This window comes from Undibacterium sp. GrIS 1.8 (genome assembly GCF_040544445.1).
In the GTDB taxonomy this organism is placed as follows: domain Bacteria; phylum Pseudomonadota; class Gammaproteobacteria; order Burkholderiales; family Burkholderiaceae_D; genus Undibacterium.
Genome location: NZ_JBEONQ010000001.1, coordinates 97,185 through 110,715, shown reverse-complemented (window position 1 = coordinate 110,715; position 13,531 = coordinate 97,185). Strand labels below are relative to the sequence as shown.

9 protein-coding genes are annotated in these 13,531 nt (G+C 47.7%); 6 read left to right on the top strand and 3 right to left on the bottom strand.

The features are described from left to right. Positions 1 to 66 precede the first annotated feature (66 nt). The gene (locus AAKU64_RS00485; RefSeq protein WP_322120504.1) at positions 67 to 414 is read left to right on the top strand and encodes an energy transducer TonB; all 348 of its coding nucleotides are present in this window, start codon (positions 67 to 69) and stop codon (positions 412 to 414) included. A 432-nt stretch (positions 415 to 846) separates the two neighbouring features. Here AAKU64_RS00485 and AAKU64_RS00480 read toward each other — a convergent pair whose 3' ends face one another. Beyond that, the gene (locus AAKU64_RS00480) at positions 847 to 2,955 is read right to left on the bottom strand and encodes a M3 family metallopeptidase (RefSeq protein ID WP_354329358.1); all 2,109 of its coding nucleotides are present in this window, start codon (positions 2,953 to 2,955) and stop codon (positions 847 to 849) included. A 446-nt stretch (positions 2,956 to 3,401) separates the two neighbouring features. Here AAKU64_RS00480 and AAKU64_RS00475 point away from each other — a divergent pair, with 446 nt between their 5' ends. Beyond that, on the top strand, positions 3,402 to 4,160 hold the full coding sequence (locus AAKU64_RS00475; protein WP_354329219.1) for a hypothetical protein: 759 nt from the start codon (positions 3,402 to 3,404) through the stop codon (positions 4,158 to 4,160). A gap of 143 nt (positions 4,161 to 4,303) precedes the next feature. On the opposite strand, the gene AAKU64_RS00470 is transcribed toward AAKU64_RS00475, so the two are convergent. Further along, positions 4,304 to 5,506, bottom strand: coding sequence for a pyridoxal phosphate-dependent aminotransferase (locus AAKU64_RS00470; protein WP_354360819.1), 1,203 nt, complete (start codon positions 5,504 to 5,506; stop codon positions 4,304 to 4,306). 308 nt (positions 5,507 to 5,814) lie between these two features. Here AAKU64_RS00470 and AAKU64_RS00465 point away from each other — a divergent pair, with 308 nt between their 5' ends. The 4 genes from AAKU64_RS00465 to AAKU64_RS00450 all read left to right on the top strand — a co-directional run bounded on the left by AAKU64_RS00465 (position 5,815) and on the right by AAKU64_RS00450 (position 10,663). Then, positions 5,815 to 7,329, top strand: a complete 1,515-nt coding sequence (locus AAKU64_RS00465; protein ID WP_354360817.1) for an AlkA N-terminal domain-containing protein — start codon at positions 5,815 to 5,817, stop codon at positions 7,327 to 7,329. 129 nt (positions 7,330 to 7,458) lie between these two features. Then, positions 7,459 to 7,944 (top strand): methylated-DNA--[protein]-cysteine S-methyltransferase, encoded by a 486-nt coding sequence (locus tag AAKU64_RS00460; protein WP_354329213.1) that lies wholly within the window; start codon positions 7,459 to 7,461, stop codon positions 7,942 to 7,944. Between the two features lie 627 nt (positions 7,945 to 8,571). Beyond that, a complete protein-coding gene (locus tag AAKU64_RS00455; protein ID WP_354329211.1) occupies positions 8,572 to 8,925 on the top strand; it encodes an energy transducer TonB in 354 nt (117 codons plus the stop codon). 280 nt (positions 8,926 to 9,205) lie between these two features. Next, a complete protein-coding gene (locus tag AAKU64_RS00450; RefSeq protein ID WP_354329209.1) occupies positions 9,206 to 10,663 on the top strand; it encodes a metallophosphoesterase family protein in 1,458 nt (485 codons plus the stop codon). 279 nt (positions 10,664 to 10,942) lie between these two features. Here AAKU64_RS00450 and AAKU64_RS00445 read toward each other — a convergent pair whose 3' ends face one another. Next, the gene (locus AAKU64_RS00445) at positions 10,943 to 13,192 is read right to left on the bottom strand and encodes a TonB-dependent receptor (RefSeq protein ID WP_354360815.1); all 2,250 of its coding nucleotides are present in this window, start codon (positions 13,190 to 13,192) and stop codon (positions 10,943 to 10,945) included. Positions 13,193 to 13,531: the final 339 nt, after the last annotated feature.

Sequence of the window (13,531 nt, the reverse complement as noted above, 5' to 3'; positions counted from 1 at the left end):
GTTAGAGACGTTTAACACTATTTGTGGCACAATTTTTATCTTACTTTGACAATGAAGAGTCTGTTTATGAACGCACGTTTATCCGCCATCGCCAGCGCTGTTCTACTTGCAGCGGTTGCCAGTTCTGCTATTGCAGCAGATGTAACGCCAACCATTGATAACAAATCCTGCGATCCACCAAAGTACCCAAAAGCTGCCTTGATGAATGAAGAAACAGGTACCGTATCAATGGGATTTTTGGTCGCTGTGGATGGTAAAGTCAGTGAATCAAAAGTAGAAAAGTCTAGCGGTTCCAAGAGTTTGGATAAAGCTGCTTTGTCCGCGCTGAGCCAATGTAAATTCAAACCAGGTACCAAAGACGGTAAGCCAGATCAGGTTTGGACTAAGGTAGATTTTGTTTGGAAATTAGAATAAGCCTAAGATAAGCCTAAGATAAATTTAAGCACTAGATAAGCTAGAAGTAGCTCGCTTGATATTTGTTTTGTATATCGAGTGCGGCATATACTCCCCTAGTTTTTATGCTAAATAGCCCGATTGTCTAGGTTTCTTATGGACACTCTTAAAATACTATGTGGGAGTATTTAGTATTCGTTGCGATACTTTAAGTCAATCTAAAGTAGGTTTGAACATAAAAAAAGGGAGCCATTGGCTCCCTTTTTTGTTGCTCCAGCTCGTGTGTGCTCGAGGTTTAATTCTAGCGGGGATTGCCCGACAAATGAGTAATCCCATTTTGCTTCAATTTGAATCAGAACCGGAACTCAAACTACAAAAAATCTGTAGCTGAGTTTGTAGCTAAATAGCAGCTAAGTTTGCAGTTAAGCTCTCAGTAAAGTTCTCAATAAAGCTTTATTTACTACCAGCTTCAGCCTTCAAGCCACGACGGATCAGCAAAGGATCAATCTTGGCATCCCTTCCACGGAAGCTACGGAAAGAATCCAGAGCATCTACACTACCACCGCGTGACAGCAGTTGTTGACGGAACCAGTCACCGTTTTTGCGCGTCAGGCCGCCGTTTTCTTTAAACCATTCCACTGTATCAGCGTCCAGCACTTCACTCCAAAGATAGGCGTAATAACCAGCTGAATAGCCACCGGCAAAAATATGCGAGAAGTAGGTGCTGCGATAACGTGGCGGTACTGGTGCAAAATCAACGCCAGCTTGCTTCAGCGCAGCAGCCTCAAATGCGAGCGCATCAGTCGGTACTTGGGCTGGCGTCAGTTGGTGCCAGCGTTGATCGAGTAAGGATGCAGCGATGTATTCTGTAGTGGTAAAGCCTTGATTAAACTTAGCGGTAGCACTCAATTTCGCCAACAACTCTGGTGGCATTTCTTCCCCAGTTTTGTAGTGGTGTGCATAGTTTTTCAAAACCTCTGGCCAGACTGCCCACATCTCATTCACCTGGGATGGATACTCGACAAAATCCCGCGGTACGCTGGTGCCTGAGAAGCGCGGATAACGCACGTTGGAGAACATGCCATGCAAAGCGTGACCGAACTCATGGAAGGCCGTGCGCACTTCGTCATAAGTCAACAAAGTCGGCTGACCTGCTGGTGGTTGCGGGATGTTGAGATGATTGGCAACGACCGGTAGCGTTCCGAATAAACCAGATTGCTCGACATACGCATTCATCCATGCACCACCACGCTTGTTGTCACGAGCGTACATGTCGGATAAAAACAGCGCCATCGGTTTGCCATCCGCATCAAATACTTCAAACACGCGCACTGTCGGGTTGTACACCGGCAGGTCTTTGCGTTCTTTAAAGGTAATGCCATAGAGTTTGGTCGCTGCAAAAAACACGCCATTTTCCAGCACATTACTCAGCTCAAAATAAGGGCGCAATTGGCTGTCATCAAAACTGTATTTTGCTTTGCGCACTTGTTCGCTATAAAACGCCCAATCCCATGCGGCAAGTTTGAAGCCGCCTTTTTTAGCATCGATCAGCTTTTGCATTTCTGCGGCTTCTTTCTTTGCATTCGCGACTGCGGCTGGTGACAATTCACCCAGCATTTTATTCACGGCATCCGTAGTTTTAGCGGTCTCATCTTCCAACTGATACGCGGCATGATTTGGGTAACCTAACAACTGCGCGCGTTCAGCACGTAACTTCGCCAGATCAATCGCCACCTGACGATTATCAAATTCACCGCCATGATTGCCACGCTCGATCGAGGCGTCATACAGGCGTTTGCGGATAGCACGATTCACCAGATTGGCTTCATAGGGCTGACCAGTCGTGTTCATTAACGGAATCAGATATTTGCCTTCCAGACCACGTGCTTTTGCCGCACTGGCAGCACTGGCGATCTCGTTATCGCTTAAACCTTTGAGTTCTGCTTTGGTATCTACCAGTACAGCGGACGCATTGGTTTCTTTCAACACGTTTTGGCTAAAGGTCGTGCCCAGACTTGCCAGTTGAGCATTCAGTGATTTGAGTTTGACTTTGTCGGCATCTGACAACTTAGCGCCAGCACGTACAAAATCGGTGTAATAGCGTTCCAGCAAGCGACGCGATTCAGGATCCAAGGCGAGTTGAGCACGCTGCTCGTACACTTCATTGATGCGCTGGAATAATTTGGCATTTAAGGTAATCGCATCACGATGCGCCGCCAACTTAGGAGCCAGTTCACGCGATAAAGCTTCAATCGTCGGATTGGTGTTCGCACCAGACATGCTGAAGAAAACGGTGGATACGCGCTTCAGAGTCTGGCCGGCACGCTCCATCGCAACGATCGTGTTGTCAAACGTCGGTTTAGCGGAATTGTCGGCAATACCATTAATCTCTGCCGTATGTTGCCGCATGCCTTCGGTAAACGCCGGCGCATAGTGTTCATTTTTGATTTTGTCGAAAGCGGGTAAGCCATAGGCTAAGGTACTTGCCGCTAAAAATGGATTGCTGACATAGTTATTCTCAGCAGATATGACAGATGTAGCGGGTGTAGCAGGTGCTGGCATTGGTGCAGACGGTAATGACGATTTTGCAGGCGTTGCAGGTGGTGTATCTGCTGCCATACTGGTATGGATCGCCAGGCTGGAGCAGAGCAACATGAACAGGGATTTGGACATGAGGGTCTTTTCTATCGAAGTAGTTGAAAAATGAATTCAGAAGTGACTGACAAATTGAGTGGCGAATTAGTGAATCATTTAATTGAATAAATAGATTTGAATCAATCCTGAGTAAGGCAGCAAATCATAGCACCAGAGCATGCTTAACATGTAGTAGCTCAGAGTTGACCTGACAACAACTGGTAGAAGACTGCGGCCAAATAGTTTTGCAGCAGTACGAGAGAGCCAAAAATGGAATAAGCAGCGATGCTTAGTGGCCAGAAGCGTACTATCCAACATGTTGAGTAAGATGCTCTATATCATTAACTTACTTTGAATAGGAAGGCGTAGGAACAATGGAATCTATTGTGCAGGATGCAGTTATGGCCAGGTCCGAGGGACTCTACGAAGACGCATTGCGACTGTTGAGAGGGGTATTTGGCCGCATAAGGGAAAGCGTTCCTGGCACCGATGAGTCCTACTTCATCACGATGTTCGAATGGAGTCAATTGTGCGCAGAATACTATCCAGCATATGAAGCCTTAGTCAGCGCCCGTGACGAAGAGGTGGTCTACCTGCTTAATGGCGACGATACCTTCGGTACTCGCGCAGTCGCCTGGCCGCATTCACGATTCCAAGTCATCGTGAATATGAACGAAACGCTCAATGATACCCGTGCAACATATGAGCTATTTAAGCAACTCTTGTCGCTACAGCCAACATTCGCACATCGCGAAGCTTCTTTTGCTTTGCCAGCCATAGTGGAGGCTGAGGACTTTGTTCTGGCGACTCGCTACCTTGCGGACCCATTACCTCGATTAAAGGAATTGAATCAGTTGGCGGCTCAGTTACCCCTGTTCCCGCCGATCTCTGTGGCGCCGCGCTTAGCCGCCGAGCTGATGAATTTTATGCGGGACGTGATATTAGGTGCGACTGTCTTAGAGGGACTGGGAAAAGATGCTGAGGCAAGATCTTTACGCGATGCTGCACTGACGGGTATCGCATCGGACGAAATCCGCGCACTCGCGAATCTGGAGATTGCAGTACCTGATACGATCATGCGTGAATTAAGCTCTCACCAGACGCGCCTCCATGAAGCATCCAACAAAGAATAAGCAATGGAAAGTAAGTCGCCGATGTCTGGCAAAAACCGAGCAGGTGCTGAACTTGAAGCAGGTTTATATATATGATTTTGGTTTAGTGTTTAAAAAGGAATATCGAATATTGTCTGAAATTCGATGCCGTCCTAACTAAGACATCAGTCTTTTTCCATAAACCTTTGCAGACGTTGCACACCCAACTCCAGTTTGTCTAAAGAGCTGGCAAAGCACCAGCGCACATAGCCTTCGCCTTCATTGCCAAAAGCACTGCCCGGTGCCAGCCCGAGTCCTACTTCTTTCACCAGACGTTTGCATAAACTGAGTGTGTCGGTTGCGCCGTCAAAACGGAAAAATAAATACATCGCACCTTTGGGTTTGGGCGTTGTAATGCCGGGTAAATCATTCAGACTTTGATACAGAAAATCGCGCGCGGCCTGATAACGTATCAGTGTGTTCTGTACGATGGGCTCGCCTTGCTCCAGTGCGGCGATGGCAGCGGTTTGGATGAAGCCGGGGGCGCAGGAAGTGTTAAATTCGATCAGCTTGCCGAGGTCTGCCATCACGCTTAATGGTGCGACGATCCAGCCTAGACGCCAGCCCGTCATGAGCCAGGATTTTGAAAAACTATTGGTAGAAATTACCCTATCTTCCGGGCTGGCGATATCCAAAAACGAGGGCGCGCATGCTAATGCTGATGGATCGTTGCTGACGCTGCCACTGACGCTGCTGCTATCGTTGTACACCAGACGTTCATACACATCGTCTGCCAAAATCCAGATGCCGTGTTGACGACAATGTGCCAAGACGATTTCTTGCTGATCACGTGGCATGACCCAGCCGGTCGGATTATTCGGTGAGTTAAGCATCAGCATTTTAGTATCGGGCGTTAAAGCATTTAGCAGCAACGGCAAATCTAATTCCCAGCTCAGACCAAATTGCAGAGGCACAGTGACCATGTTTGCACCGAGTATCTTGGGGATTTCGGTTAAGTTTGGCCACAGCGGTGTGACTGCGACGACTCTGTCGCCGGGATTCAAGATGGTCTGCGCCACCAGCATTAAGGCCGATACGCCAGATGAGGTCACGGCAATACGTTCCATGCTGATGGGCTGATGCAAGCGCGACAGGTAACTTGCAATGGCTTGCCGCAATGCAGGAATACCGTAGTTATGGGTGTAAAAAGTATCGCCAGCATCCAGCGCCTGTTTTGCCGCATCGCGGATAAATTGCGGCGTCATCTGATCGGGTTCGCCAAACCAAAAAGGCAAAACATCCGTCATACCTATGCCTGCATTAGCCACTTCACGTATCTGTGATGCACCGAGTTGCTGGACGATAGGGCGGGCTTGTGGCAAGAACATAGCAGACCTTTGTATTGATGATGTTGGTAAAGGATTTGAGCGTTGACGATACTCGCTCCGAGTGTAGCGCAAACTTTGTGGATTTGGGTTCGACTTGGACTCTGTATGATTTCTGATGCGAGCTATCAGCGCGTACTAAGTCAGCCAGAGAGTGATTGCTTCTTTTGTCATGGCAGTCAATCAAGCTGGGTTTGCTTATCTGTCCGAAAATGGCTAGAAATAGTCAGGCGGATGCCGTATAAAGATGGCTTCAGAAGCGAAAAAATCGCCATACCAACACGACCTTGGTCATCACAATCTAAACGGCAATGAGCACGATAAATTTATCCGATTTCTCTACCACGTTTAACGATACTGTCGAACGCGACCTGTATTTTTATCGTGCTTTGTCCGCCAAGGACAGTCGTTTTGACGGCGTATTTTTTGCTGGCATCAGTACGACCGGCATTTATTGTCGTCCGGTTTGCCGGGTCAAAATACCACGCGCATCTTCTTGTCATTTTTTTGATAGCGCTGCGGCGGCAGAGGTAGCGGGTTTCCGGCCTTGTCTACGCTGTCGTCCTGAGCTTGCGCCCTATGCTTTACAACAAAATCTGGCCTATGCCGTATGGCAGCGAATTGCCGCCGGTGCCTTGAATGATGCCGGGATAGAAGCGTTGGCGCTGCAAGTCGGTTTGTCTTCGCGCCAATTACGCCGCGTGTTGTTACAGCAGTTTGGGGTGACGCCGGTTGAACTGGCGCAGACGCAGCGGCTTTTATTCGCTAAAAAACTGCTGCAAGAAACTCACTTGTCAATGGCAGAAGTGGCTTACGCCGCAGGCTTTGGCAGCGTGCGGCGCTTTAATGCGTTGTTTGCTACTCGTTACAAAATGGCGCCCGGATCGATACGTCGCACGGCGTCAGAAGAGAGTGAGGGTTTGGTCTTGCGCCTGGCGTATCGCCCGCCTTATGCCTGGGATGCGTTGATGGCCTATTTACGCGGGCGCGCCATGCCGGGGCTGGAGGCGGTATTGGATCACGACGGCATCTACTCCTATATTCGCACTGTGCAATTGGAAGGTAAAACTGGCTGGCTACAAATTACGCATGTGCCAGACAAGCAGCAACTCGCTTTAAAAGTTGCCCCCGCATTGTCAACGGTGCTGATGCCCTTAATCGCCAAGGTGCGCCAGCTTTGTGATCTGGAAGCGAATCCCGTGGTGATTCAATCGCATCTGGCAAATGATCCCTTGCTGGCGGCACAAATAGACCGCACCCCGGGTTTGCGGGTGCCGGGTGCATTTGATGTGTTTGAGCTGGCGATCCGCGCCGTACTTGGGCAGCAAGTCAGCGTCGCCGGCGCGACCACCGTCTCTGGCCGACTGGTGCAGCGGTTTGGTGAGGTGACCAGCACGCCGTTTGCGGCCATTGGTTTTCACTTCCCTAGCCCCGCCAGACTGGCGCAATTATCGGTGGAAGACATCGCGCAGATTGGCGTCCCAAAAAGCCGCGCCGCGACTATCCAAAACGTCGCACGATTCGCGCTTGACGGTGGTTTGCAACGGCAACTGGGACTTAATTTTGATGAAGTCGTTACCCAGTTAAAAACGGTGGTTGGCATTGGCGAATGGACCGCTCAATACATTGCCTTGCGTGCTTTGCGCTATCCCGACGCTTTCCCTGCGGGTGATTTAGCACTGCAAAAAGCCGCGGCTGTATTGCCGGAAGTCCGGCTGACCGAGAAGCAGTTGCACCAGCGCGCAAACGCCTGGTCACCCTGGCGCGCGTATGCCGCACTGCTGTTATGGCAATCACTGAGTAAGGAAAGTAAAGATGGAAAATAAGAGCGGATTGCGCAGATCAGGTTGATGCGCTTGGCAGCCATCGAAAAATCATGATCTCTTCTACTGTTGCTACCACTCAGGTAATTAATGCAAGCTTTCAAATAATTTTATAGTGATCCGAGAATCGTCATGTTTTATACCCAAATTAATAGCCCACTGAAGACCATGTTGTTAGCCGCGACCGAACAAGGCTTAGCTGGCGTGTATTTTGAACAGCATAGCCATTTTAAAGGCAGTGAGGGCTGGATCAGGCAAGACAGCCATCCGGTCTTGCAACTCGCAGCGCAGCAACTGGACGAGTATTTTTCAGGACAGCGCCAGATGTTTGATATCCCGTTAGCTGATTCGCTAGGGACGGCGTTTCAAAAAGCGGTGTGGCAAATCTTACGTAGTATTCCTTATGGCAGCACCATGAGCTACGGCGAGATCGCTCAACAGCTCAACAACCCGGGCGCAGTGCGTGCGGTGGGCGCTGCCAATGGTCGCAACCCGGTGTCGATTATTGTCCCTTGCCACCGGGTGATCGCCAGTTCCGGCGCGTTGACGGGTTATGCGGGCGGTTTGCAAAATAAGCAGTGGTTGTTGGCGCTAGAGGGACAGCGTTCTTTGTTGTGAAGCAGATTTTGCACTGATGAAAACCCCGGAGAACAGCCAGTCAATCACGTCGATTCATAGAGTGAAAATAAATTACTCCCTATAAGTATATTTAAGTTGTCCATATAATGATTGGACAATAAAGGGGGCTTTATCAAAAAAATAGGGGAGTATATTTATGTTTGGTAGTTATTTGATTTTATTAAGGCACTCAAAAAACTCCTTATATTTACTTAATATCTAGTTAGTAGCGACTTAATATCGACTTGTTAGCGCGCCAGCTTTACGCAAGCTGTGCGTAATTCACACACTGTCCAACAATATTTACTCTGCGACTTTCACTTTTTGTCTTGCACCAACTCGGATAAAAAGCACGCCAACAGTGCGGTACAGCCAGTATTTGCACACCATCTGAGAAAAATCCCCCAGCCTGGCTATATACCATCGCACCATGTTGATGCGCGGCAACTAATATGGTTTTTGCGAATATCTCCTATACGAATAATCAATTTTTACAGATTTGTGCACTGCAGTATATTGAAGTCACCAAGAGCGGTTTTGCTGCAAATGTAACCTTAAAAAATCCACTTTTGTTGTCGCGCATCTATTTGATTCTTATTTGGTTTCACCACATTCTTCGGAGGTTTTATGTCTGCAACTACTCGTCATTGCTACGCCATTGCTGCCTTGTTACTGGCGGTCGCTTCTGCTCCTACATTCGCTGCAGAGATCAAAAGTCCTTTCGATACGAAGAACTGTGAAATGCCTGCTTATCCAGATAAATCACTCAGCCAAAGTGAAGAAGGCATGGTCAAGTTGCAGTTTTTAACCGATACCGCAGGCAAGGTGGTCGATGCCAAAGTAGTCCAGTCTAGCGGACATCGCAGTCTGGATAATGCGTCACTGAATGCGGTAAAAGAATGCAATTTCAAACCGGTAGCGACCGCTCAGTTAGTCGCCAAAAACTGGAGCAATATCTCGTTCGTGTGGTTGATGGAATAAGGTTTGCGTTTCGTCCGTATTGCAAGAATTGGTTGATTTGAATTTGAAACTGAATTTCAAACTGAATTTCAAACTAAGTTTGAAAAGTTAAATTTGGATGTCCAATCATTCTGCGGCTTCTAGCCTGTTTTTGGCTTGTAAGCCACAGAATGATTGGACTTCTATTTTCAAACACTTAAACCATCATTATTCCCTGTATTTCAAATATTTCATCTACCAGAAACAATCTCGGCATAAGCTACTGGTTTTCACAAAATTAATCATTTGTCGAGGGCTATGTATGTCGTTATATCAATTTCGCTCACCGCTGGTGCGGTTGAGTGTTTTATCACTTCTTGCGGTGCTGAGCGCCTGTAGTACTGTAAAAAGTACATCTGCACCAGACCAGTCTTCATTGCCCGCAGCAGGTAAAAGTGGCGTGCTGTATTCGTGGGTAGTGTTGGGTGAAAACGGCCAAGCGGTGGCGCGCAGTGTGACGCAAGACGCGGTTTGCCCGTCTATGATCATTGATGGCACACCACAAATTATGCAGGTGCGTGCCGCTGCGGGCACTGTGATGCAACGTGTAACCGCCAGTAGTGCGGATGATTCTAAGCCTTCTGATTTTCCTATTCTGACGTGTGAAGCGACATTAAGCCCAGCAATCAAATCGGCCAGTATTGCGGGTCAAAATTTGCCACTTCCTAAAGCCGCGCCGCAAAAAATTATCGTAATCGGTGACACCGGTTGCCGTATGAAGAAGACGGATAATTATTACCAACCGTGTAATGACGTCAGCAAATGGGCATTCCATGATGTGATTAAAACCGCAGCGACATTTAAACCCGATTTAGTCATCCATGTCGGCGATTATCACTACCGGGAAAATCGCTGCCCCGACGGCAATGCGGATTGCGCCGGCAGTCCTTGGGGTTATGGCTGGGATACCTGGAATGCCGATTTTTTTGCGCCAGCCGCACCTTTATTGCGTGTTGCACCTTGGGTATTCGTCCGTGGCAATCATGAGAGTTGCGTCCGTGCAGGCCAGGGCTGGTGGCGCTTGATGGACCCGCGTCCTTTGCTGGCGGGGCGTGATTGTAATTTGCCACAAGAGGATTTAAGCGGCGATTACAGCGCACCGTATGGCGTCCCTCTGGGTAAGATCGGGACTGATGACGCACAGCTGATCGTCTTTGATTCTGCCAAAGTCCCGAATAAAGTCTTGGCAAAAACCGACCCTGCGTATGCCTTGTATATGAACCAGTTCAATCAGGTAGAGCAACTGTCCAAGCAAGCTAGCTTCAATATTTTTGTCGACCATCATCCTATACTCGGGTTTGCGCCGGAGAAGAAAAAAGGTGGCCCGGTGGATTTCAAACCAGGTAATGCCGCCCTGCAGGATCTGATGCAAAACATTCATTTTGCTCGTTTGTTCCCTGACAATGTGCAAGCCGTTTTATCAGGTCATGTGCATTTGTTTGAGGCGATTACCTTCAGCACCGATCACCCGACGCAATTTGTGACAGGTAATGGCGGCTCGTCGCTGGATATTCCTATGCCTAATTTACGTCCTGCCACGGCGACACCGTTTATGGGGGCTGAGGTGGATTACTTTAGCAACACCAACGATGTCGGCTTTATGACCATGGAGCGCGAAGCACAGGGCTGGAAGATGCAAGCCTGGAATAAAGACGGCAAGTTGATGACCATCTGTTTGCTGAAAAATGGCAAAACTACTTGTGAAGCTGCTACGCAATAGTCATCTGGATAATAGATTTTTCTATGTCGTATTATGAAAAAAGCGAGACAAGAGTTGTCTCGCTTTTGATCACTCGAATTAATTTCATATACTGATCGTTGAAAAGCTGTTGCAGCGTGTCGCTAAGAGAAAATGTTATCGACTTGCAAAAAATCTCGTTCGGTATGTACGGTATTTACAAACAAGCGGATCATCTTGACACTATTTTTTGTGATCTGGTGGTGGTTTGGAGCAGCGTGTGATTTCACAACTACCACTGCTCCCGTGATCAACCCCTAGTTAAAAATAGCCTTTGAGTGACACCATATAGCTTCGCGGTGCTTGCCATTGATATTGATCTAACGCCATTGTTGCACCAGTAGATATAGCAGTCACTTTTTGGCTATTGGTGATGTTATAAATACTGAACTGTACTTTAAGCTTTTTGATCATCGATCCCAAATCGCCGAAGGTATAGGCTGCGTTCAGATCGGTATTTCCATACCCATCAATTTTATAGGCTGCTGGTTCGTTGTTGACCGCATACTGATCGCCCACTTGTTTATAGATTAATGAAGCGTTCCAAGGTCCTTGATTAAATAGCAGGCCCAGAGCAGCCGTCATTTTTGGTGCTTTTGCGATTGTGCCGACGCCAGCAGTGTTGTTGCTCTTAAATTTTGCACTATTGTATGAATAATTTGCATATAGCGCCCACCCTCCATCAACTAGCCAAGTTCCTTCCGTTTCAAAACCTTTATAAACTGTGCCGCCCTGATTGAAAAAGACGGTCTGACCGACTACGACACTGGAGCCAATTTGATTATTAAAATCGATGTAGTAAACGTCCGCCGCAAAATGGAACCGGTCCGATTTATGCACGCCTCCAAACTGGTAGTTTGTAGTCGTTTGAGGGTCTGGTGTATTACCTGGATTAGTAACCTGCAAAGCAGTCCCTAAAATCGGTACTTGCATACCTTTAGCATACTGAAGATAAAGCGCATCGTCCTTATCTAACATATGGTTCACTGTGAGGAAGGGAAGGCTTGACGTAAAAGTCTCAGAGAAATTAGCGGCGATGTTGGAGCCTTGGTTCTTAATTGCATCGACACTGCGCGTAAAGTGCGAATATTTGAATCCTGGTGTAACTGTGGTGCTATCCGTTACAGCCCATTCGAACTCGACGAAAGGTTGGTATTGTTTCCAGCTAGAATCTTGATTGAATTTCGTACCCTTACCAGCCAAAGTGGGATCCAGCAGTGTCATAGTGGATACGTCCAGGCCATACTGGTGACGTATCGTATCTGACTGCTCTAACCATAAACCGGCACGCAACAGGCCATTAGAAAATTCTTTAGTCGCTTTCAAAATATCGCCAGTTACGCGATAGTGATTTAACTTGTCATAGCCTAAAACTCCACCTGCCGGCACTTTAGCGCCGCTATACGAACTGGCATTAGTGCCTGCGCCGGCAGCGATGACGCCATGACCTAAATAGCCGCTTGCATCAAATCCTGCGATAGTTTGATTATCGTAAAAATAGCTATAGAGATTGTTATCTGTTTGGAAGCCGTTACCCCAGTCAGATTGCAGGCGGAGGTATTCAAAATCCGTTTTTTTATGAACTGTGTTGTAGCCATAATAACCTTGGCTAGTTGGGTCATTGTTAAGGCTGTAGTTCTTGCCGAATAAAGCAGCCTGAGCCAAAGTCGCTCCGGAAGTCGAGTCTGGTAACGCAGTCTTGATGTCGTTGTAGGTAGCAAACACAGTGAGCCGCGTATTGCTACCGAGTTTCTGCTGGTACTTTGCAACGAAATTCGCGCCATCCATCGTGTTGTAACTGAGGTAGCCATCGCTCTTGATTTGTTGCACATTCAATTGTAAGGTTGAGCCGTTCTCACCAAATTTTCCGCTCTCAAAGCCGATACCGTATAAATTTGTGTTCCAGTTGCCGTGCGAGAAATATACTTCTGTCGCCGCTTTGGCCGCGGGTGTTTTGGAATATAAATTTATACTTCCCCCATATGTTGCCTGCCCAAGATTACTAGCATTGCCCGTGCCGCGTTCTACAACCACACCGCCGATGACCGCCGCTGGAAAATAAGCGGTCGAATGATGTGTCGGGTCATTGGTATCGCCGAAAGGGATACCATCCCAAGTCACGTTATATTGCGAATCCTGAAATCCACGCAGTACAGTTTTAGTATCTGCTGCGCCTGGTCCATTCGATGACGGTTGGGTCGACGCACCAGGAGAAATACCAGCAATCGTGTTGAAATTACCTGTTGGCGCTACCGATTGTTCGATATAAGCACGTGAAATAATTGATTGTGGTTCCGTCGTAGTCAGATTTACCTGGGTAGGAGCAACCGCCGCAACTGAATCGCGTTTGGCGGCAACTTCAACTATTTGACCTGCGCCGCTTTGTGAGCCCACCGAGCCAAGGTTCACGGATTCTTGGCCGAAAGCAAGGTATGGGAGACTCAGAGACAATAGTGAAACTGATAATGCCTGATTCAAGTAGCGCTTACGAAATGGAATTGCATGAAGCATCTTGTTACTCCTGGTATTGAAATACATTGAGAGATAAAGCTATCGTTTTGCGGCGTATTAGATTGTCACTAAGCTCAGTGAACTATTTTGTCGCCGAAAATACTTGGAGTGAGATGAACAGTGCAAGGCAAGCACTCAGTGCTACTTCGTATGAAGAATGCCTTACAAAAGAGCCCGCACAGAAGGCATGTATGTTGCGGAATGTTTGTTACTTACCGATGACAGTACCCCTGATCTTGTCTCTAAGTTGCAAAATCACGACACACTTGGTTAGACCAATATCCTGCGATAAAACTTAGACGAGGAGGATTGAACTGCAGCTGTCGATGTTGAAAATTG

Coding starts and splice junctions, on each gene's coding strand:
- AAKU64_RS00485 (WP_322120504.1), top strand. CDS start 67: ATGAACGCACGTTTATCCGCCATCGCCAGCGCTGTTCTACTTGCAGCG.
- AAKU64_RS00480 (WP_354329358.1), bottom strand. CDS start 2,955: ATGCCAGCACCTGCTACACCCGCTACATCTGTCATATCTGCTGAGAAT.
- AAKU64_RS00475 (WP_354329219.1), top strand. CDS start 3,402: ATGGAATCTATTGTGCAGGATGCAGTTATGGCCAGGTCCGAGGGACTC.
- AAKU64_RS00470 (WP_354360819.1), bottom strand. CDS start 5,506: ATGTTCTTGCCACAAGCCCGCCCTATCGTCCAGCAACTCGGTGCATCA.
- AAKU64_RS00465 (WP_354360817.1), top strand. CDS start 5,815: ATGAGCACGATAAATTTATCCGATTTCTCTACCACGTTTAACGATACT.
- AAKU64_RS00460 (WP_354329213.1), top strand. CDS start 7,459: ATGTTTTATACCCAAATTAATAGCCCACTGAAGACCATGTTGTTAGCC.
- AAKU64_RS00455 (WP_354329211.1), top strand. CDS start 8,572: ATGTCTGCAACTACTCGTCATTGCTACGCCATTGCTGCCTTGTTACTG.
- AAKU64_RS00450 (WP_354329209.1), top strand. CDS start 9,206: ATGTCGTTATATCAATTTCGCTCACCGCTGGTGCGGTTGAGTGTTTTA.
- AAKU64_RS00445 (WP_354360815.1), bottom strand. CDS start 13,192: ATGCTTCATGCAATTCCATTTCGTAAGCGCTACTTGAATCAGGCATTA.